Here is a 25,739-nt window from a genome sequence, read left to right as displayed (position 1 = left end):
CCCACATTCCAACAGGATAGCAATAGCAAGTCTGATTGGAATTCTTTAGTTTTGGGTGTAGCTAGCTAGGGTAAGATTACACACCCCTCTCGAAACACCAAGGCCACATAGCCTTAACTGAAACTGACTTGTTTTTAGATGGAGACGAATTTAAACGCATACCTTTAAGTGCTATAGAAGAATTATATTATGGCTTTGACGAACACTATACACCGGCGTCGGTAAAGAATTTTGGCGCGTTTTGGAAACCGATACGTATTAAATACAGCTTTGCAGGCTTTCTTTACCTCATCGTTAACTATCGATACTTTTACACCTCCAATGAGCAGTTTCTGTCTTTACTAAAAAACATGTTAATTGAAGAATAGTAAATAACCCATTCCGGTTATATTACTATTACTTCACCTCTATTGAGGATTATACAGCGAAGGAATCACTCATTTTCCCAAGAAATTTTGGAGGAAACGTACATGAGTGAGGCGATCACAATAAATAAACCCACGCTGCCAACCAGCAATGCCATTTCCTGCAGTTGAATTATAACATAGATAAAAAGATAAAAAGCAGAAAGAATGCTCGCCAATAAAAGCGACGACCTGCTGCTTTTAAGAATGCTGGAAATATAAGCACCTACAAGTCCGATGGTTGCCAAAGAAGCGATAATGTATGCCCAGGTAAAACCGATCTGTTCACTGAATGACAAAAGCAGCGTGTAATAAACGACCATAGCCAAGCCGATCAAAACGTATTGCACAATGTTGACAAACTTTTTGGTTATAAACTCCGTAAATAATAGGGAGACGAAGGTCAGTAGAATGATTAACATGGCATATTTTGCCGAACGCATTGTTTTTTGATATTGATCCACAGGTAACAGGAAATTAACACCGCAACTATGCCCGGATTCAGCTTCAAGTAGCCGACCACCGTCTTTGTCGACCCACTGCTGAGGAAAGGGCCGATTAAAATGCGGAATGTTCCATTGGGATGTGAAAGAAGCGTCGGAAACACTTCGCGTTTCCGGTAAATAACTGCCCGTAAAGCTGGGATCTTTCCATTTTCCCGCTAAAGTAAAATGCGTATGCTTTCCAATAGGTGTCAAAAACAGCCCTTCACTTCCCCTAAGCGGAAGTTCGAAACTAAACGACAGCTGCGTATGTTTCTTTTGACCTAAATCGAGGGTACTGCTTAAACTACTTTTGAAAGCACTTAAATCTGAAAAACTCGGCTCCATAGCTACAATGGTATCACCTAAATTAATCTTTGGAATCTCTTTGAGTCCCTTAACATCACTTACACTTACTAAGAGTTGCGCTTTGTCCCATAATACGTATTGCGGTTCGACACCTAGTTTCTTTAGGTCTAATTCTTCGAAGTTACCTTTAACCGCCACTTTTGCGTTGTAGACAACCGCATCAAATATGCCGCGATGCATAAGCTGTGGCACGGCGTCGGCATTCACATCGAGTCGATCGGGCATTAAAAAGATATATTGCTTAATCCCCTCCACTGTTATATTACCTTTATCATCTTTAATCTGTTGAAAGGCGGTATAAGGAATAACCAAAACAGGCCCTACCACATTTTGGATGCCAGACCAACTTTGCGCTATTTCTTTTATTACTTCCCGCTGTCTTCCCTGCCTTTCACTAATAAGGTCGATTACCCAGGAGGAGGGGATCAACAGTAAAAGACTGAGAAAGCCGACCATCGCTAATTTTACCGTGGCGGACTGTTTCAACCAGGTCAACAGCCCGTTCTTTTCTTTTTGATTTTCCATTTTATTATTTAAAAAGTACTTTGCATCACAAAGCATATAGATAAAAAAAATTATTTTTGCTGCCTAATCAGTTTCTCTAATGACTCTAGGTGCTTTCTAAAGGCTTCTACTCCTTTCTCGGTTGCTTCATAACGCGTATTAGGCTTACGCCCGATAAATCTCTTATTAACCGATATATATGCTTCCTTTTCTAAGGCCTTTAAATGCGACGCAAGATTGCCATCCGTCACCTCCAATAGCTCTTTGAGCGAACTGAAATCATAACTTTCATTTGCTGCTAATACACTCATAATCTGCAAGCGTATTCGACTCTCAAACGCTTTATCAAATTCTTCTAACACTATTTTGACCTGTCGTATTTAGAATACATAACCGAACCGTAAACAATATGAAGCACACCGAAACCGGCCGCCCAAAACAGTAATCCATAACTGGGCATCATGGCAGCGAATAGCCCTAAGACCACCTCACAAAGGCCTAACCATTTTACGTCTTTGAAAGTATAGTGGCTTCCGGAAATCAATGCGAGGCCATAAAAGACAAGGCAAGCAGGTGCTACCAGACCGAAATAACCATGGTATAGGAAAATAGCGATCAGGAGACCTCCCGTTAACAAGGGTATGCCTGCATTTAGCAACAAACCTTTGCTTGCCGTATTCCAAATTTTCTGCTGCTTTTGCCGTGCTTTACGCGTGCTTAATAAAACGGCTGTGGTAATGGACAGCACCAGTATCACCAAGGCAAGTATTACGAGTTGTGACAAGACAGTTCGGTCTGCACGGTAAGACTCTTGATCAAATAAATCACCGCCCGACTGATAAATGAGTCGATATCCGATGAAGGCTCCGATAAGTGCATAGATACCTGCTAGCACGCCAGATAGCCCATGGAGCGATATAAACTTAGCGGAGCGTTCCATTAAACTACGGATGGAACTTAATTCTGTCAGGAGCTCGTTTTCCCTCATAAAAGTACTTTGTTATGCAAAGTTAACAAACTCTTTGAAAGTTGCAAGCTTATTGGAAATTATCAGCAGGTATAATCGACTTAAATGAGATATAAGGCGTCTTTGCCAATCACATAATCAGCTGGTCGTTTACTTTTACATTGATCAAAGAAAAGTCTTTTATCAGGCTTTTCTTATACGATCCGTTTTTGGCCTCAATATCTAGATTTTCAAAGGTGAATTTAGCTAAGTGATCATGTTCGCTGACATCGACGTCGAAAAAGACTTCGCACTTCAGGTTTATATTACGCAACGTAATATTTTCCGAGTACGAGAGCGGAACTTCCTTTCTACCTTGCAGATCGAAGAATTGTTTCCAAGGCTTAACATAAATAAGGCTGTAGGCGTTTCCTGTTATATTTTCGACCTTTACAAATTCATATTTTTGCGGCGTATCTGGCCTCATTTTTAACCACAGCACCCTTTTTGCCTCATCGATCTTGCAGTTCCGCATAATGATGTTCTTATTATGTATGGCTTCGCTTCCGCAGGTTAGTGCCGAATGGCAAAAACCGAATTCGCAGTCCTCAATAATGATGTTTGTATTACTACCATTGTCTAGACTGCCATCTGCCCAAGGCCCCTTCCCTCCTTTCAAGGCGATCGCATCATCGTTGACCGACAGATAGCATCCCTTTATTAACACATTGTTACAGACATCCAAATCAATTGCGTCTGTACTGGGCGCCTTCACCGGGGCATGCGGAGAAGTGATATGCACATTCAAAATTTTTACGTTATTGCACTGATAGTAGTGACTGCTCCAAAAGCCGGCATCTTTCAATTTCACATCCCGAACCTGCACATCATCGCAATTCCAAATAAACACAAGGCGCGGCCGAGATACTTCCAAGTTGGTACATTGGGGATTTTCTTCTCTTCTTTTCCAGAATGCTTCCCAATATTTGAGACCATTGCCATCAATGGTTCCCTTTCCGGATATCGTAAAGCCATTGACCCCGTATGCATTCACTAAGGCGGCAAAATAGTCTAAATTCTGCCCTTCCATCCGCGAAGGAATCTTTGGATAATCTTTAATATCGTCTGAACCTTTTAAAACGGCCCTTTCCGCTACATATAAATGGATATTGGGTTTAAAGAATAGTGCCCCACTCATAAAGGTCCCTTTTGGGATCACAATAATGCCCCCACCGTTTTCCGCTGCCTCGTCAATAACCCGTTGAATCGCATCGGTTTGTACAAGAGTGCTGTCGACGGAAACTCCATGGTCGGTAATAACATAGGGTTTCCCCATCTCTTGCAAAGCCAGACTTGCCGTATCAGCAAACCATTTTGGAATCACGGTTCCATCGGGAAAAAGGTCCGACTGATGGTCCTGTGAAAATGCCTTAAAAGAGGTAAGCACGCACAAGACCAGTATAAAATATCGATTTCTTATTTTTTTAGTCGGTGCCGCTTTTCTTACGGTTGCCGAGCTTTGATGATCATAATGTGGTGAAAGGTTTACATCCATAACTGTTTTTTGATTGGCGTATTACAAATGTAATGTATTTTGTAGAAATAGCCACTTTTGATATTAATGTCTTTTTAACAGTTATTGACGCAATAGAATTGAGGCTTTTCAACGCAAATGGATGGTTAGGCGCAGGTGGCTATAGGCCATTATCTGACAACTGCATTTAATGACGCCATGCTAAAACAATGCTAAAACATTTTGATGTAATTTGGATGTTTTTTTCTTTCCAAATTTAGCGTTTCCAATTTGTTAAAACAATGGCAGGACGTCAAAACCTGCTTTTAAAACACAAAAAAGCCCGTTTTTGATATCAAAAACGGGCTTTTTATTTTGTGGGAAATACAGGGCTCGAACCTGTGACCCCTACCTTGTCGAGGTAGTGCTCTGAACCAACTGAGCTAATTTCCCTTAATCTGCCACAAAAATAATTTTTTTAGTGATGACGCCAAATCATTTCCAAAAATAATTAGCGGTGAAGTTTCGAGGGGCGGACGTTTTATCTAGTACTAAGGAAGTACTAAGGTATAATGAAGGTAGTGTCAAACCAGTATGAAGTCAGTGTCAAACGAGTACCAACCCAGTACCATTCCTGTGTGAAACCAGTGTCAAGCCAGTACCATTCAGTGTGATTTCAGTAGCTTTACAGTAGCTTTTAGTGTCAAAAACTGCGGTACGCAACTTGTTATGATAGTTACCAAGCGGTTTAAGGCACGTAGCTTTCTTAGACGTATACGATGTGTATAAATCTTACTATTTTTACACATACCTGCGCTGCGATGATCCCGATAAAGGGGAGGCTGCAAACAACAGCAAGCAAGCGCTCGTTAAACAAAAAAACCCGACTATCGTCGGGCTTGCTGTTGTTTGGCGGTGAGGGCGGGATTCGAACCCGCGGTACCGTTTCCAGTACGACAGTTTAGCAAACTGTTCCTTTCGGCCTCTCAGGCACCTCACCTCGCTTTTGGGATTGCAAACCTAATACAAAAATTTATTATTTCAAATTTTATATAGGCCAAATCCGAACATTTTTCCAATTAAACTGCTATCATTTTGGAGCTCAATGCAATAAATTCTTCTTATTCCACTTCCCTACCCTTCTTCGCCTCATAGTCTACCCGAACGTGGTAAATACTCATGAGCATCCGCTTGAAGATAGCACGGATAGCCTCTACTTCCTGTAACGTGATATTGCTATTTCTCAGTTGACCTTGCGCTAATTTGCCTTCTATAATTTTATCCACCAAATTGCTTATATTCTCAGCATCCGGCTCCTTAATACTTCGGGAAGCTGCCTCTACAGAATCGGCCATCATCAAAACGGCCGTTTCTTTCGAAAAAGGAATAGGCCCGGGATAACGGAATACTTGCTCATCCACGATCTTATCTGGATGTGCTTTTATAAAAGCATTATAAAAATAGTCGGTACGCGTCGTTCCGTGATGTGTTCGAATAAAGCTGATAATCGATTCTGGCAACTGATGTTTATGGGCCATATCAATTCCCTTGCTTACATGTGAAATGATAATTTGGGCACTCTGTTCAAAGGTTAAACCGTCATGCGGGTTATAACCCTTGGTCTGGTTTTCGATAAAATACTGCGGGTTTTGCATTTTTCCGATATCATGATATAAAGCGCCCGCTCTTACCAATAAGGCGTTTCCCCCGATTTTATAAATAGCTGCCTCCGCCAAATTTGCCACCTGTAAAGAATGTTGAAAAGTGCCTGGGGCCTTATAGGATAATTCCCTTAACAAAGATGAATTGGTATTGGTGAGTTCCATTAAGGTAACGTCCGATGTAATTCCGAAAAGGCGCTCAAATGCGTAGATAAGCGGATAGGCCAGCAGTGTCAAGCCAACACTCACAATAAAGGGAACAAAAGAAGCATAGCCTACATCCGTAATGGAGCCGTCGCGAATTAAGATAATACCTAGATAAGCGACAAAATACGTTAGCAAGATGATAACCGATGAAATAAGAAACTGCTCTCTTTTTATCAAGGTTTTGATGCTGTAGATGCTTACCATACCCGCTGTAACCTGTAGAAAAACAAATTCAAAACTGTTGGGCACGAAAAAGCCGGAAACCAGCACCATTAATAGGTGAATATTCAGTGCCAAACGTGTATCGAACAAAATGCGGACGATGATCGGTACAATACAGAAAGGTATATAGTATAAGCTCGACAGCTTTAATTTGAGTGACCAGGATAGGACAACCAGCATACCGGTAACCACCAACAAAATGAGCGATAATAACCGGTTATTGGAAAACACGTCAATCCTAAACAGGTAAAGAAACACCATCAGTAGCGTGATCACCAAGCCTACCACTAAGAATTGCCCTATCACCACCACATTCCTATCCCCTCCTATCCGGGCTTCTTCTTCATAAGCCAACCGCAGCGACTCCACCTTCTGGAAAACTTCGTTGTTAACCATACTTCCATTAGCTACAATGAGCTCACCTCGCTGCACCATCCCTCTGGTGGTGGAAATATTATTAAGAGCTTCCGCAACTAATTTATCAGTGAGCCGTTCATTATAAACGTAATTCGGCTGTATATAATCGCTTACTAAACTTTTTAACCAATCTTTTTCTTTAATGGCATTTCTTGAGTCGATAATGGCATTGGCATAGGCCAAGGCCGTTTCTCGGGTGTATACCTCTGCAGTATTCTTCTTTTCAGCTATGTTATTCGTAACCAAGTTGAAGTTGTAATGCGGACCATGCGTTTGGAACTTTTTAGTGAGTCCGATAACGCCCCGATCGTAAATATGCGCCAAAATTTGCGTTACCGTGGAGCTGTACAGCTCCATTTCCTTCTCATCTTGGCCACTTCCCTTCCATTTCCCCTCAAACTCATTTAAAAAACGCTCGGTTTCTTCCGCTTTGGTTTCGATGTGATTGTCGTACACCGGATAAACTGATTCCAGCACTTGATCCCTGTCGGCCTTTATTTCATTGGGCGTCTTTAGAATGGCAAAGTTGTATGGAGCTATTAAATCCTCATGCATCCATATCTTGCCCTTTTCATACTCCAGCCTAAACCGCGGCTGCTTAGGTAAAAATATACAGATGATAATCACACTGAGCACCATCATTCCGTATTTGAACACGGCAGGATTACTTGAATATACGGATGGAGTCTTTCTACTTTTTGACACTTTTTTGATCTAATTTCTTTAAAGCTAATACAAACTTATAGAAAATTGTTTTATATGCAATTGAAATACAAATGCTTCTTCTCTTCTACTGGCAAACTCCTTGCTTTCTTAGTTGTTTTTTTGATTTATTTTTGATATCATTGTGATATCAATATAAAACGTAAAAATATGAAAGAAGAAAAATCTACAATGGCTTTATCCGGCTATGCCGCCCTTGTTATGCTTATACTGGTTATCATAACAATATTTATCGCTTCAGCATACAATAACGCCTGGATTGTTGCTGTCGGCATAATCGCCGCACTCCTTATTGCTAAAGGATTAACCATTATTAATCCCAATGATTCGAAGGTGCTGGTACTCTTTGGCGATTACATCGGAACGGTGAAAAAAGCAGGGTTCTTTTGGGTCAACCCCTTCGCTGTCAGAAAAAGGATATCGTTAAAAGCGCGTAATTTAAACGGGCATAAAATGAAGGTGAATGACAAATTGGGCAACCCCATAGAAATTGCGGCCGTTACCGTATGGTTGGTAAAAGACACCGCCAAAGCGCTATTTGCGGTAGACGATTATATACAATATGTACAAGTACAGAGCGAAGCAGCGGTAAGGCATTTGGCAAATTTATTTGCGTATGATAACTTTGAAGACGAAGAGGCCGCTATTACCTTAAAAGATGGTGCGGAACAGGTCAGCCAGATGCTCGAAACGGAACTCAATGAACGATTGGAAAGAGCCGGCATTGACGTAATCGAAGCGCGGATAACCCATTTGGCCTATGCGCCGGAAATCGCTAGCGCCATGTTACAAAGGCAGCAGGCCACAGCGGTAGTAGCTGCTCGAAAACAAATTGTGGAAGGAGCTGTTGGAATGGTTGAAATGGCTCTGGAAAGGCTTTCAGAAAAGGAAATTGTGCAGCTAGACGAGGAACGCAAGGCCGCTATGGTGAGTAATTTGCTGGTTGTATTATGCGGAGAGAAAAGCGTTTCTCCGGTAGTGAATGCGGGAACACTTTATAATTAGTAAGCCATGAAATACTATGAAACACAGACGATGAAAAGGCTGTGGATCTGCTATGCAGCCATTTTGCTTATAATTATAACTATTGCACGCAATTATTATTTTGGATATGGCCTGCTGGCAAACATCCCCTTCCTTTTCCTAATAATTATTGCTACTGGAATATATTATCTTTGCCGATTGGACATGGCGATTAACAGTGTAGGCTTCCGATATCGCTTTAAACCATTCCACCTCAGGGACCGCGTGATTGAGTGGAAAGATATTCAGCAAGTGTGGTTAAGAAAGTATCATCCATTTTGGGAATATAGAGGTTGGGGTATCAGCTATGGAAAGGCGGGATGGGCTTATAGCACCCAGGGAAATATTGGTCTTCAATTGGAGTTAAAAAACGGCAAACGCATACTTGTCGGCACCCAAAGACCACATGAATTGGAAGACTTTTTAACTAAACTGAAGGGAAGGCATGCTATTCCTTTGGTGAGTTTAACAGAAAAAAGAAGCTAATGGCAGAAAAAAAGGCATTTGCTTTACGAATCAATTCGGATATGCTGAAGGAGCTAGAAGCGTGGGCTGCCGAAGAGTTCCGAAGTACCAACGGCCAGATTGAATATATATTACATGAGGCCCTCCGCAATAGAAAGAAAAGACGGCGAAAAACCGACAACACCGGTAAAAGTCGAGACATATAACGGTAAAGGGCATCTACGCGGTATTTGTAGAGCCCGCTTTATTGTTATGCGCTTGACTTCAAATTCAACAAACCTATTACAATCGCCGATTTTATTCTGATATTTTGTAATTTCGAAGCCATGTTCACTACCTCATCTAACATAGGTTTTATCAGCAGGCACTAACCTGCTAGCATTAAAAAGCACAATACCATATCTTGTACAAACGAATTTCACATATAGTACTCCAATAAATGAAACGACCTTTAATCATGTTAATACTTATGGGAAGTACGGCCTTCGCCCAGTCTCCTAAAACCATTACCCTCGAAGATATCTTTCAAAAGAAAACCTTCGAAACGAAGACAGTAAGCGGTTTACGTTCTTTAAAAGACGGTAAAACCTATATATCGATTGAAACCAATCCGGAAACAAAGCTTGGCTACGTTGCAAAAAGCAGGTATAGCGACGGAAAAACAGTAGGCGCCATTTACACCGAAAAAGACCTTTTATATAAAGGGAAAAAACTTCCGTTGAGCACCAATTTTAACGAGGAAGAAACCAAGGTGCTTATTGCCGCCGACACCGAGCCCATTTATCGCCGTTCGTCGAAAGCCAATCACTACGTTTTTGATCTAACAACTAAAAAAATCACCGAAGTATCTGCCGAAGGGAAGCAACTCTTCGCCACTCTTTCGCCAGACGGTAACAAAGTAGCCTTTGTGAGAGAGAACAATATTTTTATTAAAGACCTCCTGACTTTGCAGGAAATCCAGATTACCGGAGACGGTGCACCCAATAAAATTATAAATGGCGGGGCCGACTGGGTTTATGAGGAAGAATTTGCTTTTGCAAAGGCTTTTTTCTGGAGCCCCGACAGCAAAAAAATTGCTTATTATAAATTTGACGAAACGAATGTGCCGGTTTATTCCATGACGATGTATGAGAAATTGTATCCGACCGAATACAAATATAAGTATCCCAAAGCTGGAGAACGAAATTCTCTTGTGACTATACACTGTTATAATTTAGACAATCAGAAAACCACGCCGATTGATATCGGAAGTGAACAAGACCAATATATTCCGCGTGTCAAGTGGACACAAAACGCGAATACGCTTTGCATATTACGCATGAACAGGCATCAGAACCAATTGGATTATTTGTTCTCTGACATAAATACGGGCAAATCGAACACTGTATTAACGGAAAAGAACAAGTATTATATCAACGTCAACGACGACTTAGCTTTTCTGAAAAACGGCAAACAGTTCATGCTCACAAGTGAGCAGGACGGCTTCAATCATCTTTATCTCTATGATATAAACGGAAAACCGATACGCCAGATCACTATGGGCGATTGGGAGATCACGAAGGTATATGGCGTAGATGAAGAAACAGGAACGGTTTATTATCAATCTACTGAAAAGTCGCCGCTACAACGGGATGTTTATTCAATCAAGTTAACCGGAAAGGACAAAAAACAGCTGAGCATGTCACCCGGCACAAATAACGCGACCTTCAGCGCCGATTTCAGCTATTATATTCTCAATCACTCAAGCAGTGATACGCCCGCTTACATTACCTTGAATGAGAAGAGCGGTAAACTGGTACGCGTATTGGAAGATAATGAGCAGGCTAAACAAACCGCCAAAGCGTTCGGCATCCAAGGTTCAGAATTTTTTCAATTCCAAACCACTAGTGGCGTAACGCTCAATGGGTATCTCGTAAAACCCGCCAACTTTAACGGTAACAAAAAATACCCGGTTCTTATGTATGTCTATGGAGGGCCAGGCAGCCAGAATGTAGCCGACTCGTGGAGTGGATCGCGAAATCTCTGGTTTCACTATTTGGCACAGAAAGGTTATATCGTAGCTTGTGTCGATAACAGAGGAACAGGCTTCAGGGGCGAAGAATTCCAAAAGTCAACCTACCTCAATTTAGGAAAACTCGAAACGGAAGATCAAATTGAAGGCGCTAAATGGCTCGCGAAACAACCCTTCGTTGATCCCGCTCGGATCGGTATATGGGGATGGAGCTACGGCGGCTACATGGCCTCGCTTTGCATTACAAAGGGAGCCGACGTTTTCAAGCTTGCCATTGCCGTTGCCCCGGTTACCACATGGCGTTACTATGATAGTATCTATACGGAACGGTATTTACGCACTCCGCAGGAAAATCCCGAGGGATATGATGACAACTCGCCTATCAATTACGCTGATCGGCTAAAAGGAAAATTCTTGCTCATTCATGGAACAGGAGATGACAATGTTCATTTCCAAAATAGCGTCATGTTTTCAGAAGCCTTGATACAAGCTAACAAAGCTTTTGAACAAGCGTATTATCCCAATAAAAATCACGGCATCCATGGTGGTAATACCAGTCTTCATTTGTACAATAAGATGACTGATTTCATCACGACAAACCTGTAAGCGGTTTTGTTTTTGATTATTAACAGTTAACTATTTGCTATAATGAGGCGGTCTAGCTAACTTGCACCGTCTATTCAATACACTAAGGTCACACAAAAACAAAAAAACACACATTGTAAAAAGTTTAAAATCAACCTTTAAACAAATCAATAACATGATTCAAACAAAAACATTATCAGAAGAACCACAACCAGACCAGCAAGGTCACCCGAAAGGACTTTATGTGCTGTTCACCACCGAGATGTGGGAGCGGTTCAACTTTTACGGAATGCGGGCTTTACTTACTTTATTTTTGGTAAATGCGCTTGCGTTTTCAGACAAAGATGCCTCCATCGTATATGGCGGTTTTCTCGGTTTAAGCTATTTGACACCAATGATTGGCGGTTATATTGCTGATCGGTATTTAGGAAACAGGAATTGTATCCTTTTAGGCGGAGCGATTATGGGGATCGGCCAGTTATGCTTGTTTTTTAGCGGATCGGTCTACGCCTCGAATCTTAACCTGGCTACCTTCGCTATGTGGACGGCCTTAGCCATCATTATTATTGGGAACGGATTCTTTAAACCCAACATCTCTTCCATGGTAGGCCAGCTCTATCATAAAGGCGACAACAGACTCGACTCGGCCTTTACCATTTTCTATATGGGCATCAATGTCGGCGCTTTCCTGGGTATGTCGATATGTCCTTTTCTGGGCGATGTAAAGGTGGGCGATGTGCGGGTTGTTGAAGCGTTTAAGTGGGGCTTCTTAGCTGCGGGCTTGGCGATGTTCCTCGGCACCGTTATGTTCTTCTTTCTTAAGGATAAGTATGTGACCGCGCCGAACGGAGCGCCTGTTGGTGCCAAACCTAGTTTTCATCCCGACCGGAAAGAATCAGAAGACGAATCGGAGAAAGCAAAATTCACGACCGGTTCTATCGTTGCATCCCTGCTCGTATTGGTTGGTCTATATATTCTTTTTCATTTCCTCTCGCTCGATCCGAACCCCATTAAAAGCTGGGTATACCCTTTCATTTATGCGTCGGCATTAAGCCTAGCCTTTTTGATCTTAACAGATAAAACGATTACCAAGATTGAACGTGACCGCATCATTGTGATGTATATTATCGCTTTCTTTGTGATCTTCTTTTGGTCGGCCTTCGAACAGGCAGGCTCGTCGCTTACTTTTGTGGCCGATAAACAAACTGACCTTAATTTCCTCGGGTTTCAACTGCCACCCAGCTTCATCCAGAATGCAAATTCGATTTTCATCATCATCTTTGCACTTCCATTTAGTTGGTTATGGCTAAAATTGCAAAAGCGGAATCTTGAACCAATTTCACCGGTTAAACAAGCTATCGGGCTCTTGTTATTAGCAGTTGGTTATTATATTATCGCCGTGCAGGTTGCCAAGATCGGACTAACCGGCAAATTGGCTGTACATTGGCTCTTTGTGATGTATCTATTTCATACCTTGGGCGAATTATGCTTATCGCCTATTGGCCTGTCGCTCGTTTCCAAGCTGGCACCGAAGCGCTTTTCGTCATTGCTTATGGGCGTATGGTTTATAGGCAACGCAGCGGGTTATGCCCTTGCAGGAACCTTGGGCGCCTTAATCCCACCAACGGGAGATAAATTTGAGTTTGCAGCTTCGAAAGGCATCGATTTACAGGGCATATTGGATGGATCGGTGATACCGACGGCTGAACAGGCTGCTATCTTAGCCCAAGAAAAAATTGACATGGTTTATCCTACTTTCGTGGGTTTCACCATTCATAATCTCTACGAATTTTTCATGGTATTCGTTACCCTTTCCGGCACCGCAGCCCTGATATTATTCCTAATTTCCGGTATCCTCAGAAAGATGATGCATGGCGTAAAATAATATAGATCTCTTGTACCTGCACGCAGGTATTTAGGAATAGATCCATCTGCTGGCACGGGGTCGTAAGCGAATAAAAGTACTTACGAATCCGTGCCAGCTTTATTTACCAACCAATAGCTAAAAATAAATAGTTATTTTAGTGCTTTTAAAATCAAACTGGAAAAGAAGCCGTGTCAGACAGCATCGTTATCATACCTACATACAATGAAAAGGAGAATATTGAAAAAATCATCCGTAAAGTATTTTCGCTCTCTTTTCCATATCACATTTTAATTATTGACGACGGATCACCGGATGGGACAGCGGATATTGTAAAGCGCTTGCAGGAGGAGTTCCACAATCGCCTGTTTTTAGAAGAACGGACTGGAAAATTGGGCTTGGGCACGGCTTATATCCATGGATTTAAATGGTGTCTGAAAAGAAATTACGAATACATTTTTGAAATGGATGCCGATTTTTCCCATAATCCGGAGGATCTTGTCCGATTGCGGGAAGCTTGTGTGAAAGGGGCCGACTTGGCCATTGGCTCACGGTATATTAAAGGTGTAAATGTTGTTAACTGGCCGATGAAGAGAGTATTAATCTCCTATTTTGCGTCTGGCTATGTGCGGTTCATTACGGGTACGGATATCCGCGATGCGACAGCAGGCTTTGTATGTTATAAACGCAAAGTACTAGAAACAATCCCCTTGGATAAGATTAAATTTGTGGGCTATGCGTTCCAAATAGAGATGAAATTTACCACTTTAAAATATGGCTTTCAAGTGGTGGAGGTGCCCATCATCTTCACAGACAGAACGGAAGGCACATCTAAAATGAGTACCAAAATCTTCCGGGAAGCATTCTTCGGTGTTATACAGATGAAAGTTAGCAGTTGGTTTAGAAAGTACGACCATTAAAAATCTCTAATTTTTTTAGTATTTTTGTTATCGGCAATCAGAGATCGGCTATCGGCTTAAAGCAGAGAGCTGACAACTGAACACTGACGGCTAAAAGCTTAAACATGAACGAACATTTAAACCCAAACGCCGACCATCTCAGCAAAACGGAGAAAGAAGTAGAGAAAGTGCTGCGTCCGCAGGCATTTGAAGACTTTACCGGTCAGCATAAAATACTGGAGAATTTACGCATTTTTGTTCAGGCAGCTAAGCTTCGGGGCGAGGCGCTCGACCATGTATTGCTCCATGGCCCTCCGGGCTTGGGTAAGACTACCCTATCGCACATCATCGCCAATGAAATGGGCGTTGGCATTAAAATCACTTCAGGCCCCGTTCTTGATAAACCGGGTGACCTGGCCGGACTGCTCACCAATTTAGAGGAAGGCGACATCCTGTTTATCGATGAAATTCACCGCCTAAGCCCGTTGGTTGAGGAGTATCTTTATTCGGCCATGGAAGACTTCAAAATCGACATTATGTTGGAAACAGGACCGAACGCTCGGTCCGTGCAGCTTTCCCTAAGTCCTTTTACCCTCGTGGGCGCTACCACGCGCTCGGGTTTATTAACAGCGCCTCTCCGCGCCCGCTTTGGCATCAACGCTCGCTTGCAATATTATGATGCAAAGCTACTAACTACAATCGTCCTCCGTTCTGCGGGAATATTGGGCACACCCATTAGCGAAGAAGGCGCCTATGAAATTGCCCGGCGTAGCCGGGGAACCCCTCGGATTGCCAATGCGCTATTAAGACGAACGCGCGATTTTGCACAAATTAAAGGCAATGGCCATATTGATACGCCAATCGCGCAGTATGCGCTGAATGCCCTGAATGTCGATGAACACGGTTTAGACGAAATGGACAACCGGATCCTTTTGACTATTATTGATAAGTTTAAAGGCGGACCGGTTGGACTGAAAACAATCGCCACAGCCGTAGGAGAAGACGAAGGCACTATTGAAGAGGTTTATGAGCCTTTTCTTATTCAGGAAGGTTATATCATGCGTACCTCAAGGGGGCGTGAATGTACCGAATTAGCCTATAAACATTTAGGAAGAACAAACTATCCCAAAGGAAATACGTTATTTTAGTAGCAGAGCGTTTGGCGTTTGGCTTTTGACCATCCCCACGGGAGTCAAGTTTTTGAATTATTGATGTCTTGCGTATTTAATAAGGCATCAATGAGCCCTTCGGGGTTTTTACTTTTGAATTTTGACCATCCCCACGGGATGGCAAGTTTTTGAATTTTTAATTTTGACTTTTAACTTTTCTAATGAACATTATCATAAGACCGCTTGGACTTTCAGACTATAGCGATTTAAAAACTTCGATGGTTGAAGCTTATCACGGTACCGCTGGTGGTATTTGGCCTCGATCGAGCATTAAACACCTATTAAGCATCTTTCCCCAGGGCCAGCTTTGTGTCGAAGTAGATAACCACGTAGTCGCCTGTGCTTTATCGATCATCGTCGACTCAAAAAAAACAGACCGCACCCACTCTTATGAAGAAATAACCGGCAAATATACCTTTAATACGCATGATCCGGACGGAGATGTACTATACGGCATCGAACTGTTTGTCCATCCCGATTACCGCGACTTGCGCCTGGGCAGACGCCTTTACGATGCGCGGAAGGAGCTTTGCGAACAGCTTAATCTTAAAAGTATTATAGCCGGTGGACGGATCCCCAAATATCATGAGCATGCCGATAAACTGACACCGAAGCAATACATTGAAAAGGTCAAACAGAAGGAGCTATACGACCCGACCCTCACTTTTCAGCTGTCGAATGATTTTCACGTGAAGAAAATCCTAAAAAACTACCTGCCGGAGGACCGCGAATCATTGGAATATGCAACTTTATTGGAATGGAACAACATCTATTATGAGCCAAAAACCAGTTCCATTTCACCCACCAAACAAACCATTCGTTTAGGCCTCATTCAATGGCAAATGCGTTTGTTCAGCAACATCGAAGCCTTTTATGATCAGGTAGAATTTTTCGTGGATGTGGTGAGCGATTATGGAGCCGATTTTGCGCTTTTCCCTGAGTTTTTCAACACCCCACTCATGGAACCTTATAATCATTTACCTGAGCGCGAGGCCATGCGCATGCTGGCCAAACATACCGAAGAAATCAAAGAAAGGATTCAAGAGTTGGCGGTATCTTATAACGTGAATATCATTGCAGGGTCGATGCCTTATCTTTCTGCTGACGACAGGCTGTATAATACTACCTATCTATGCCATCGAAGCGGTAACGTAGACACTTACAGCAAAGTGCATATTACACCTAATGAGCTAAAATACTATGGCATGTACGGCGGTGACAAGGTGAAAGTATTTGATACAGATTGCGGCAAGATCGGCATTCAGATTTGCTACGACGTGGAATTTCCGGAGTTAAGCAGGATACTGGCAGATCAAGGAATGAAAATTCTGTTTGTTCCCTTTTTGACTGATACGCAAAACGGCTATACGCGTGTGCGAAACTGCTCACAGGCTAGAGCTATTGAAAACGAATGCTATGTGGCTATTGCAGGGTCCGTGGGAAATCTTCCTAAAGTAAACAACATGGATATCCAATACGCCCAGTCAGCGGTGTTTACGCCGTCCGACTTCGCCTTCCCAACCAATGGCGTAAAAGCAGAAGCGACGCCCAATACGGAAATGGTTTTACTGACCGACGTAGATCTATATGCACTAAAAGAGCTACATGAATATGGCACGGTAAAGACGATGAAGGACAGGAGGAAAGACTTATACAATGTAAGTCTACTAAAATAGTGCACCCGAGGGAGGCGAATTTTTAGTCTCCCCGCTTTAAATTTGACAGCAGTTTATCGATCCTACTCCGCACAACGGCGCTACCATCATTACATGGAAGCTCAGCTTTCGGCTTTAGGCTCTTCACATTACGCTTTCGATTCGCTATCTTTGCCATCTATGATAAGTGTTTCAAATCTTTCTTTGCGCTTTGGTAAACGCGTTTTATTTGACGAAGTTAATTTAAAATTTACACAAGGCAATTGTTACGGTATAATTGGGGCGAACGGAGCCGGAAAATCTACCTTTTTAAAAATTATTACCGGAGATGTTGACCCGACAACCGGGTCCGTAAGCATCACGCCGGGAGAACGTATGGCTGTTCTTAGTCAGAACCACTATGCCTTCGACGAATTCTCGGTTATAGAAACCGTTATGATGGGGCATAAAGAGCTCTATGATATCATGAAAGAGAAAGACGCCATCTATGCCAAAGAAGATTTTACGGATGCAGATGGCGAACGGGCCGGAGAACTGGAAAACCTGTTTGCAGAGATGGATGGGTGGAGTGCTGAAAACAATGCTGCGACCCTGCTAAGCAATTTGGGCATCAAGGAAGATCTTCACTATAAAATGGTCGGGGAGCTCGATGGTAACCAAAAAGTGCGGGTCTTATTAGCACAAGCGCTGTTCGGAAATCCCGACATACTGGTACTGGATGAGCCAACGAACGACCTCGACATTGACACCATTGCTTGGCTGGAAAACTTTCTGGCCGACTATCAAGGTTTGGTTCTAGTCGTTTCGCACGACCGCCACTTCTTAGACGCGGTATGTACGCATATCGTCGATATAGACTTCAGTAAGATGACCATCTATACCGGAAACTATACATTCTGGTATGAATCAAGTCAACTGGCATTAAAGCAACGTACCGACCAGAATAAAAAACTGGAAGATAAGGTAAAAGAACTACAGGAATTCATTCGCCGATTTAGCGCAAACGCTTCCAAATCAAAACAGGCGACCAGCCGGAAAAAGGCTTTGGATAAAATCAACTTAGACGACATCAAGCCGTCGAGCCGGAAGTACCCTGCCATCATGTTCAATGAAATGAACAGAGAACCCGGCGATCAGATCCTTCAAGTGGAGAACTTAGGAAAAATATCGAATGGCGAGGTCTTGTTCGATAAAGTTTCCTTTATGATGAATAAAGGGGATAAGATTGCTGTATTGTCTGAAAACAGTTTAGCAACTACTGCTTTCTATGAAATACTTACCGGACGGGATCAAGACCATAAAGGCGAATTTAAATGGGGCGTAACCATTAGTATAGCGGATATCCCGATCGACAACGCCGCCTATTTTGAAGGTAAAAATGAAAATCTGATTGATTGGTTGAGAGAGTACGCATCCGCCGATCAGGACGATCAATTTGTGCGCGGATTCTTAGGAAAAATGTTGTTTAGTGGCGAAGAAGTATTGAAAAAGTGCTCCGTACTTTCCGGAGGCGAAAAAATGCGTTGTATGTTTTCGCGTATGATGCTGCAGAAAGCGAACTTCTTGCTTTTTGATGAACCCACTAACCACCTCGATCTTGAGTCTATTACGGCTTTGAACAACGGTATGAAAGATTTTAGAGGCCCGATATTGTTTACATCGCGTGACCATGAATTAACACAGACTGTAGCCAACAGAATTATCGAGCTAACCCCTAACGGTATCATCGATAAGCTTATGTCATACGATGAATACATCAACAGTGAAGAAATTAAGAAACAACGCGAAAGCATGTTGAAATAATAAGAACGGCGTAAGATGGTATGGTGCAAACCAGCCGATCTTACGCCTTTTTACTTTCCCAAAAAGAAGCCTATGCTTAGGTCCTAATGTAAAACCTTAAACATCAGTTCTTTTAGCAAATCTTCAGCTTCTAGGTTGAAGGCGTCAACTCCTTTTGATTTCAGATCATACTCCCTCAGATAACTGATAATATGAAACAGCTTGATGATGGGATAGTTCCGCGCAGCCATCTCGTAGTCCTTAACGAAAAAAGGGTGAACCCCCAACTCCTTAGCCGCTGCTTGTTGACTTTTATCGGGTAAATAATGGAATTTAAGAATCTTTGAAAAGTAACTGTATAAAGAGCCCATCACTACCGGGATCGGGTTCGACTTCGGGTTAGCAGAAAAATAATCGACAATCTGATTCACCTTAAAAACATCCTTCTTCCCGAGGGCCGTATTCAGCTCAAAAACATTAAAATCTTTACTGATACCAATGTTATTCTGCACGTCAACAACACTTATTTCCCTTTCCTTCGGTACATTTAGCATCATTTTATCGAGTTCATTGGCCACTTTAGACAGTTCTGTTCCTAAATAGTCGCTCATCATAGCTGCTGCCTGCGGATGTATTTTCATCCCGCGCTCCTTTACATAGTCATCAATCCATGACGCCAGTTTATTTTCGTAAATCTTGGCTGACTCGAGAACAACGCCCGTCTTTTCAATAGATTTATAGATCTTCTTCCGTTTATCGAATTTGCCGTATTTATAGGCAAAGACCAGCACGGTGGTGTTCAACGGTTTTTCCACATAAGCTTGAAAAAATCCGTCCGCCTTATCCCACTTTAGATTTTGTGCTTCTTTAACGATCACAACCTGGTAGTCGCTCATCATCGGATAGCGCTTGGCCGTATTCAAAATCGTGACCCAGTCGGTATCTTTCCCATATAATATGGTTTGATTAAATCCCTTTTCCGCATCACTTAACACTTTATTCTCCAGTGCGTGCACAATCAGGTCAATGTAATAGGCCTCTTCGCCATGTAACAGATAGATCGGTTTTAATTTTCTTTTATCGATATCGGCTAAAATGCTGGATGCGCTCATTTTTTTTTTGTTACTCTTAAAGGCTTTGGAGAAATACCAAGATAGCCAGCTTACCGGTCGGGCTACCGCCGCAAAATAACAATAAATTTTAAGGTTTGACAAGAATCGTATTTCATAAAACGGGGATTTCATTTTTATCGTTCAAGTGTTGATTAGCGACCAGCCGTCAGTTATGAGCTCTACATGGCCACAAGTACCAAGACACCTGCCTGCCGGCAGGCAGGTATCACGATAAGTGACAGAGGCCATTACCTAAAAAGCATAACTTTTTACTTAAAACTACACTAAAGCCCAAAAATCTCCCTAGCTTTGCAACTTTAAAGCATTTACAAATAAGGCCTTTCATGTTGACACCCATTCCGCTCAATCTTCCCGCTTATCCGTTGAAGCTCATTAGAGATCAACATCGCTTGCTGGTATACGATGAGTTAAGAAGAAAGCACCTGATACTCACTCCCGAAGAATGGGTCCGACAACATTGGATTCAACACCTCATCCAATCCAAAGGCTTCCCAAAAACACTGATACAGGCAGAAGGCGGACTGAAGTTAAATTCCTTACAAAAGCGTACAGATATTGTGGTATTCAATCAATTTGGCGAACGGATACTGATTGCAGAATTTAAGGCACCGTCCATAAAGATCACACAGGCTACTTTCGAGCAGATTGCCCGCTATAATATGGTTCACAAGGTTCCTTACCTGATCGTTAGTAACGGTTTAGAACACTATTATTGCCTCATAGATCACGAAACCGAGCGCTACACTTTTTTAGAAGACGTTCCCTATTATAAGGAAATAAAATAGCCGCCTGTTTTTGCAAATAGGCGACTTAGTAAAAAGATATGTCTATTATAATGCGCTTAATTAGCCGAAACGCTTAGTTCCACTACGTTAGCGTAAATGAAGTTCATGGCTTTATGGTTGGATTGTACCGGATTTTCCTTTTTGAATTCATCCAACAAGCTGACCTCTAAATTATCGGTTCTGTCAATATCCAATGTACCGCCTAAACAGGGATACTTTTGCGCAAGATCGCCGTCATTAAAGCTTTCTATTGTAGCGAAACCGTCTACATTCGAGTAAAAATTAGTAAAGGTAACCGGCAAGAAGTTATTGGCTTTAACCATCTCTTTCAGTGTAGAGCCTACCCTGATTCCTTCTTCTAACTGATAAGGTCCAGTTTCATCCGAAACACTTAATTTCACCGCTTTGGTAAACGGCGCACTGGCTTCTGACCAAAATACGACTACCTCTTCAGGCGTGTCTTTAAACACTTTGGTTATATTCACTTGCTTACCATCAACGTCTCGCGTACTATCTGCCAACTTATCTGCACCAAATTCTTTTTCGAGATCGGCATGGCTATAATTTAACTTCACTTGGCCGATGCCTTCGCAGGTAATTAGATTCGGGTTTTCTTCGGCTACATTTTCATCCTTTTTGGATGCACCGCCGCACGAAGCTAATACAAAACCGATAAGTGCTAGACTTAGAATTTTTTTCATGTTAATAACTTTAAGTATTTATAACTAATAATCTCACGAAGATAATAAAAGCTTCGAGGTATCAGAAATAGAATGATATATTAAAGTGACGCCAAACTTTCTTCTAAAATCTTGATTTTGGCAAGCGCATCAGCCTGTTTATTACGTTCATTCTGTACAACCTCTGCTTTCGCGTTCTGCACAAATCGCTCGTTTGATAACTTTGCATTCACCGATTTCAGAAAGCCCTGCAAATAAGCGATTTCATTCGTTATTCTTTCCCGTTCGGCCGTGACGTCTATATTTTGTGCAACGGTTACGAAAAATTCATCCTTTCCGGCCATAAAGGCTGCCGCTCCGCTCTGCTGTTCACTTACAAAGCTCACCTCGCTGATATTTGCCAATTTCTTGATGCTGTCTAAGTAGGTTTCGTACGTGATCGTTGTATTCACTTTAATAGCTAATGGAAGTGCGTCTTTCGGTGAAATCTGCTTGGTATTGCGCACATTACGGATTTCAGAAATAACCTGTTGAATCACCACAAAATCGTCCAAAAGCTTCTTATCTACTTTTGAAGCAGTAGGATATGCTGCCACAATACAGCAATCCATCTCGCCTCTACCGCCAAAGAGCTCGTCATGCCATAGCTCTTCGGTAATGAAAGGCATAAAAGGATGAGCAAGCGCTAACAGCTGCTCAAAAAAGTCGACGGTGAACGTTAGCAGATCTTTTGCGATAGGTTGTTGATAAGCCGGCTTTATCAGTTCCAGATACCAAGAACAGAAGTCATCCCAAATGAGCTTGTAAACGGTCATCAGTGCATCCGAAAGTCTATAAGCCGCAAAGTGCTCCTCTACTTCAAGTATGGCTTCGTTAAAACGGCTTTCAAACCACGCTACCGCTTTCAATTCCGCCTTGCCCGCCGGTTTATTAACGCTTTCCCAGCCTTTTACCAGACGGAATGCATTCCAGATTTTATTTGCAAAGTTTCTTCCCTGCTCGCAATACGCCACGTCAAACATTAAATCGTTCCCGGCTGGCGATGAAAGCAGCATGCCCACCCGTACGCCGTCGGTACCGTACTGCTCCATCAATTCTATCGGATCGGGCGAGTTGCCTAAAGACTTAGACATTTTACGGCCTAATTTATCGCGGACAATTCCTGTAAGGTAAACATTTTTAAACGGTGCCTTACCACGGAATTCATGACCGGCAATCATCATACGCGCTACCCAGAAGAACAATATCTCCGGTGCGGTAACCAAATCGTTGGTGGGATAATAGTAATTGATATCCGCTCCGTTTGGTTGTTTAAACCCATCAAATACCGATATAGGCCATAAACCTGAGGAAAACCAGGTATCCAATACGTCTTCTTCCTGATACAGCCCTTCTGTACTGAGCCCCGCTTTTTTAAATTCAGCGACGGCCTCTTCTTCTGTTTTGGCCACAACCCACTCCTGATGCTCATTATACCAAGCCGGAATACGCTGCCCCCACCAAAGCTGACGCGAGATATTCCAGTCTTTCACATGCTCCATCCAATGGCGATAGCTATTTATAAATTTATCGGGTATCAGTTTAACCTCACCGCTTAAAACATAATCCAAGGCCGGCTTTGCGAGATGCTCCATCTTACAAAACCATTGCATAGACAATTTCGGTTCAATCGCAGCGTCGGTACGCTCTGAAAAACCTACCTGCGATTTGTAATCTTCCACCTTTTCCAATTGCCCTGCCTCTTCAAGCAATTTCTCCACCTTCTTACGGGCAATGAAGCGATCCTCCCCTATCAATATCTGCGCTTTTTCATTTAATGTACCATCATCATTTAAAATGTCGATAACTTCAAGCTTATGCTTTTGGCCGAGCTCATAATCGTTCAAGTCGTGCGCAGGTGTCACCTTCAAACATCCCGTACCGAACTCCATTTCAACATACTCGTCTTCAATAACAGGTATTTCCCTGTTGATGAGGGGCACAAGAACTTTCTTACCCTTCAGATGTCGATAACGTTCGTCATTCGGATTGATACAAATAGCGGTATCGGCCATAATCGTCTCAGGCCGGGTTGTCGCTATCGTGATGTATAACGGTTCTGCGTTATCGGCTACGACTTGCGAGTCTTTCTCGCCAGCGTTGTCTTGATTCCTGACACCTGATACCTGATACTTGATATAATACAGCTTCTGGTTGACTTCCTTACGGATAACTTCCTCGTCAGAAACCGCTGTTTTCCCTTGTGGATCCCAATTAATCATCCGGACACCACGGTAGATATAGCCTTTTTTATATAAATGGATAAAGGTATCAATTACAGCATCGCTTAAATCCGGCTCCATTGTAAAGCGCGTGCGGTCCCAATCGCAGGAAGCACCTAATTTCTTTAGCTGCTCGAGAATGATACCCCCGTACTTCTCTTTCCATTCCCAAGCGTATTTCAAAAACTCTTCCCGCGAGATATCCTTCTTACTGATTCCGCGCTCTTTTAACATAGCTACCACCTTTGCTTCGGTAGCGATGGAAGCATGGTCGGTGCCCGGCACCCAACAAGCATTTTTGCCCTGCATGCGGGCGCGGCGAATCAATACATCCTGAATAGTGTTGTTGAGCATATGCCCCATATGCAGTACACCCGTAACATTGGGCGGAGGCATTACGATGGTATAAGGTTCTCGATCATCCGGTACGGAGCGGAAAAACTTCTTTTCCAGCCAATACGCATACCATTTATCTTCTGCTTCTTTCGGGTTGTATGTCTTCGCTATGCTCATTGTATTAAAGTTTGGTACACTAACCAGTATACACTTAAGGAGGTGCAAACCTACTACAAAAATCCCTTATTTGGAAGATATTGGGCAGACCTTCTTGATATTGTTCTCTTGAACTACATATCCATTCCTTAATACGACACAATTTTGTATCTTAAGAAAAAATTTCATTTTTATGCGTTACATCTTTATTCTTTTTACTTTCTTATCCTTAGGCATTTACGAAGGAAGAGCACAAAGCACGAACGGCAATAAGGCAGCAAAATTTATATCCCTTATGGCTGATTCCAGCTATAAAGAAGCACTGGATCTAACCTCGGTCGATTTTAAAGCGAAGGTCAGCCCAGCTGCGTTATCGCAAATATGGGAAGGGATTAATCGGCAGTTTGGCGCTTTCGAGCAGGTGGAATTACCTGATAGTACAAGCAGTACCAAGACTCCCTTGGTACTGCAAGCCATTTTCAAAGATTATATTCTTCCATTAACGTTCCATTTTAATACAAACGGAGATATTTCAGGCTTTTTCATACAGCAACAGCCTAAAATCAGAGCCAATACCAGCAAAAGCCCCGCTAACTTCCCGGAAGAAGCGTTAAAGATCAAAGTAAATGGGGGCATCATCAGCGGCACACTTATGACACCTAAAAACCCACAAGCGGGTGCGCCCGTAGCTTTGATTATCGCCGGTAGCGGCCCTACCGACCGCAACGGCAATAACCTCTATGGAGTAAAGGCCAACAGTTATCTCTTACTGGCCGAAGCTTTGGCAGATAATGGCATCGCCAGTTTCCGGTACGATAAGCGCCTAGTGGGCGAAAGCGCGAACTTTCAGACCAGTCAAAACGAGTTGGTAGTTGACGATTTTGTAAATGATGCGGTAATCTTAGGAAACTTCTTAAAAACGCGTAAAGAGTTCGGTAAACTTTATATCATCGGCCATAGTGAAGGTTCGAATATTGGCATGCTGGCATCCGAGCAGCTAAACCCGGCAGCCTTTATTTCCTTATGCGGCCCGGGAGAAAACCTCTCCACGGTTCTTGAGCGTCAATTATTGGCGCAACCCTCTTTGAAAAAGCAAGCCGAACCCATTATCGAGCTATTGAAGCAAGGAAAAACAACGAACAACGTACCGACTGAACTCAATAGTTTATTTGCACCGGTTGTACAAGGGTTTCTTATCTCCTCCTTTAAGATCGATCCCGCCGAGGAAATTAGAAAGCTAAAAATCCCTGTATTGATTGTTGGAGGCACAACAGACTTGCAGGTTCCCGTCAGTCATGCCGAAAAACTGAAAGCGGCAAACCCAAAAGCGACGCTGTTACTTGTAAAAAACATGAATCATACACTAAAAACAGCTCCACGCAATAAGGAAGCAAATATTAAGACTTATACACAGCCAGGTCTTCCCTTAAACAGCGACTTGGTAATTGGGTTGGTTAATTTCCTTCGTTAAGGCCGAAGGTGGAAAG

General features: G+C 42.6%; 20 protein-coding genes and 2 tRNA genes. 12 read left to right on the top strand and 10 right to left on the bottom strand.

Translation table 11 applies throughout. From position 1 onward, the window contains the following. Positions 1-128: 128 nt before the first annotated feature. Positions 129-368, top strand: coding sequence for a hypothetical protein (locus EPX21_RS21065; protein ID WP_206106128.1), 240 nt, complete (start codon positions 129-131; stop codon positions 366-368). 65 nt (positions 369-433) lie between these two features. Here the strand turns inward: EPX21_RS21065 and creD are convergent, their stop codons facing one another. From creD to EPX21_RS21030, 7 genes are all read right to left on the bottom strand, one after another. Further along, positions 434-1,780 (bottom strand): cell envelope integrity protein CreD, encoded by a 1,347-nt coding sequence (creD, locus tag EPX21_RS21060; protein WP_134091680.1) that lies wholly within the window; start codon positions 1,778-1,780, stop codon positions 434-436. 50 nt (positions 1,781-1,830) lie between these two features. Beyond that, the gene (locus EPX21_RS21055; protein WP_255502267.1) at positions 1,831-2,121 is read right to left on the bottom strand and encodes a transcriptional regulator; all 291 of its coding nucleotides are present in this window, start codon (positions 2,119-2,121) and stop codon (positions 1,831-1,833) included. Beyond that, on the bottom strand, positions 2,121-2,747 hold the full coding sequence (locus EPX21_RS21050) for a hypothetical protein (protein ID WP_134091676.1): 627 nt from the start codon (positions 2,745-2,747) through the stop codon (positions 2,121-2,123). Before EPX21_RS21050 ends, EPX21_RS21055 begins: the two co-directional genes overlap by 1 nt. A 109-nt stretch (positions 2,748-2,856) precedes the next feature. After that, positions 2,857-4,260 (bottom strand): glycoside hydrolase family 28 protein, encoded by a 1,404-nt coding sequence (locus EPX21_RS21045; RefSeq protein ID WP_134091674.1) that lies wholly within the window; start codon positions 4,258-4,260, stop codon positions 2,857-2,859. 336 nt (positions 4,261-4,596) lie between these two features. Next, positions 4,597-4,671 (bottom strand) — tRNA-Val (locus EPX21_RS21040). Positions 4,672-5,128: 457 nt separating this feature from the next. Continuing rightward, positions 5,129-5,218 (bottom strand) — tRNA-Ser (locus tag EPX21_RS21035). Positions 5,219-5,339: 121 nt separating this feature from the next. Continuing rightward, positions 5,340-7,430, bottom strand: a complete 2,091-nt coding sequence (locus tag EPX21_RS21030) for an HDIG domain-containing metalloprotein (RefSeq protein ID WP_134091672.1) — start codon at positions 7,428-7,430, stop codon at positions 5,340-5,342. A gap of 168 nt (positions 7,431-7,598) precedes the next feature. Between EPX21_RS21030 and EPX21_RS21025 the strand changes: the two genes are divergently transcribed. The 9 genes from EPX21_RS21025 (at position 7,599) to EPX21_RS20985 (ending at position 18,922) form a co-directional block, all read left to right on the top strand. Then, positions 7,599-8,453: an SPFH domain-containing protein gene (locus EPX21_RS21025; RefSeq protein ID WP_134091670.1), complete on the top strand. Its 855-nt coding sequence runs from the start codon at positions 7,599-7,601 to the stop codon at positions 8,451-8,453. 6 nt (positions 8,454-8,459) lie between these two features. Next, complete coding sequence (locus EPX21_RS21020) at positions 8,460-8,957, top strand: hypothetical protein (RefSeq protein WP_134091669.1); 498 nt, start codon at positions 8,460-8,462, stop codon at positions 8,955-8,957. Further along, positions 8,957-9,142 (top strand): Arc family DNA binding domain-containing protein, encoded by a 186-nt coding sequence (locus EPX21_RS21015; RefSeq protein WP_134091667.1) that lies wholly within the window; start codon positions 8,957-8,959, stop codon positions 9,140-9,142. Before EPX21_RS21020 ends, EPX21_RS21015 begins: the two co-directional genes overlap by 1 nt. Before the next feature lie 233 nt (positions 9,143-9,375). Then, the gene (locus EPX21_RS21010) at positions 9,376-11,553 is read left to right on the top strand and encodes a S9 family peptidase (RefSeq protein WP_134091665.1); all 2,178 of its coding nucleotides are present in this window, start codon (positions 9,376-9,378) and stop codon (positions 11,551-11,553) included. A 154-nt stretch (positions 11,554-11,707) separates the two neighbouring features. Beyond that, the gene (locus tag EPX21_RS21005) at positions 11,708-13,417 is read left to right on the top strand and encodes a peptide MFS transporter (protein WP_134091663.1); all 1,710 of its coding nucleotides are present in this window, start codon (positions 11,708-11,710) and stop codon (positions 13,415-13,417) included. Between the two features lie 170 nt (positions 13,418-13,587). Further along, positions 13,588-14,316 carry a polyprenol monophosphomannose synthase gene (locus EPX21_RS21000; protein ID WP_134091660.1) on the top strand — a complete coding sequence of 243 codons (729 nt, stop codon included), beginning with the start codon at positions 13,588-13,590 and terminating at the stop codon, positions 14,314-14,316. Positions 14,317-14,420: 104 nt separating this feature from the next. After that, positions 14,421-15,443, top strand: coding sequence for a Holliday junction branch migration DNA helicase RuvB (gene ruvB / locus EPX21_RS20995; RefSeq protein ID WP_134091658.1), 1,023 nt, complete (start codon positions 14,421-14,423; stop codon positions 15,441-15,443). 182 nt (positions 15,444-15,625) lie between these two features. Next, complete coding sequence (locus EPX21_RS20990; RefSeq protein ID WP_134091655.1) at positions 15,626-17,140, top strand: carbon-nitrogen hydrolase family protein; 1,515 nt, start codon at positions 15,626-15,628, stop codon at positions 17,138-17,140. A gap of 159 nt (positions 17,141-17,299) precedes the next feature. Then, positions 17,300-18,922, top strand: coding sequence for an ABC-F family ATP-binding cassette domain-containing protein (locus EPX21_RS20985; protein WP_134091684.1), 1,623 nt, complete (start codon positions 17,300-17,302; stop codon positions 18,920-18,922). Between the two features lie 83 nt (positions 18,923-19,005). Here the strand turns inward: EPX21_RS20985 and holA are convergent, their stop codons facing one another. Further along, positions 19,006-20,013, bottom strand: coding sequence for a DNA polymerase III subunit delta (holA, locus tag EPX21_RS20980; RefSeq protein ID WP_134091653.1), 1,008 nt, complete (start codon positions 20,011-20,013; stop codon positions 19,006-19,008). A gap of 344 nt (positions 20,014-20,357) precedes the next feature. On the opposite strand from holA, the gene EPX21_RS20975 reads away from it, so the two are divergent. Beyond that, complete coding sequence (locus tag EPX21_RS20975) at positions 20,358-20,819, top strand: type I restriction enzyme HsdR N-terminal domain-containing protein (RefSeq protein ID WP_134091651.1); 462 nt, start codon at positions 20,358-20,360, stop codon at positions 20,817-20,819. 56 nt (positions 20,820-20,875) lie between these two features. Here EPX21_RS20975 and EPX21_RS20970 read toward each other — a convergent pair whose 3' ends face one another. Together EPX21_RS20970 and EPX21_RS20965 are read right to left on the bottom strand one after the other, a co-directional pair. Then, entirely contained in the window at positions 20,876-21,520 is a 645-nt protein-coding gene (locus EPX21_RS20970) for a hypothetical protein (RefSeq protein ID WP_134091649.1), read from the bottom strand. Positions 21,521-21,600: 80 nt separating this feature from the next. Continuing rightward, positions 21,601-24,273 (bottom strand): valine--tRNA ligase, encoded by a 2,673-nt coding sequence (locus EPX21_RS20965; protein ID WP_134091647.1) that lies wholly within the window; start codon positions 24,271-24,273, stop codon positions 21,601-21,603. A 172-nt stretch (positions 24,274-24,445) separates the two neighbouring features. On the opposite strand from EPX21_RS20965, the gene EPX21_RS20960 reads away from it, so the two are divergent. Continuing rightward, positions 24,446-25,723 (top strand): DUF3887 domain-containing protein, encoded by a 1,278-nt coding sequence (locus EPX21_RS20960; RefSeq protein WP_134091645.1) that lies wholly within the window; start codon positions 24,446-24,448, stop codon positions 25,721-25,723. Positions 25,724-25,739: the final 16 nt, after the last annotated feature.

It is taken from the genome of Olivibacter sp. XZL3 (genome assembly GCF_004368405.1).
In the GTDB taxonomy this organism is placed as follows: domain Bacteria; phylum Bacteroidota; class Bacteroidia; order Sphingobacteriales; family Sphingobacteriaceae; genus Olivibacter.
The sequence above is the reverse complement of the archived record's forward strand: the minus strand, read 5'-3'. Positions and strand labels throughout refer to the sequence as shown.

Bases quoted from the DNA above. Each gene is read 5' to 3' on its own strand.
- creD (WP_134091680.1), bottom strand. From the start codon at position 1,780: ATGGAAAATCAAAAAGAAAAGAACGGGCTGTTGACCTGGTTGAAACAG.
- EPX21_RS21050 (WP_134091676.1), bottom strand. From the start codon at position 2,747: ATGAGGGAAAACGAGCTCCTGACAGAATTAAGTTCCATCCGTAGTTTA.
- EPX21_RS21045 (WP_134091674.1), bottom strand. From the start codon at position 4,260: ATGGATGTAAACCTTTCACCACATTATGATCATCAAAGCTCGGCAACC.
- EPX21_RS21025 (WP_134091670.1), top strand. From the start codon at position 7,599: ATGAAAGAAGAAAAATCTACAATGGCTTTATCCGGCTATGCCGCCCTT.
- EPX21_RS21020 (WP_134091669.1), top strand. From the start codon at position 8,460: ATGAAATACTATGAAACACAGACGATGAAAAGGCTGTGGATCTGCTAT.
- EPX21_RS21015 (WP_134091667.1), top strand. From the start codon at position 8,957: ATGGCAGAAAAAAAGGCATTTGCTTTACGAATCAATTCGGATATGCTG.
- EPX21_RS21010 (WP_134091665.1), top strand. From the start codon at position 9,376: ATGAAACGACCTTTAATCATGTTAATACTTATGGGAAGTACGGCCTTC.
- EPX21_RS21005 (WP_134091663.1), top strand. From the start codon at position 11,708: ATGATTCAAACAAAAACATTATCAGAAGAACCACAACCAGACCAGCAA.
- ruvB (WP_134091658.1), top strand. From the start codon at position 14,421: ATGAACGAACATTTAAACCCAAACGCCGACCATCTCAGCAAAACGGAG.
- EPX21_RS20990 (WP_134091655.1), top strand. From the start codon at position 15,626: ATGAACATTATCATAAGACCGCTTGGACTTTCAGACTATAGCGATTTA.
- EPX21_RS20985 (WP_134091684.1), top strand. From the start codon at position 17,300: ATGATAAGTGTTTCAAATCTTTCTTTGCGCTTTGGTAAACGCGTTTTA.
- holA (WP_134091653.1), bottom strand. From the start codon at position 20,013: ATGAGCGCATCCAGCATTTTAGCCGATATCGATAAAAGAAAATTAAAA.
- EPX21_RS20975 (WP_134091651.1), top strand. From the start codon at position 20,358: ATGTTGACACCCATTCCGCTCAATCTTCCCGCTTATCCGTTGAAGCTC.
- EPX21_RS20970 (WP_134091649.1), bottom strand. From the start codon at position 21,520: ATGAAAAAAATTCTAAGTCTAGCACTTATCGGTTTTGTATTAGCTTCG.
- EPX21_RS20965 (WP_134091647.1), bottom strand. From the start codon at position 24,273: ATGAGCATAGCGAAGACATACAACCCGAAAGAAGCAGAAGATAAATGG.
- EPX21_RS20960 (WP_134091645.1), top strand. From the start codon at position 24,446: ATGCGTTACATCTTTATTCTTTTTACTTTCTTATCCTTAGGCATTTAC.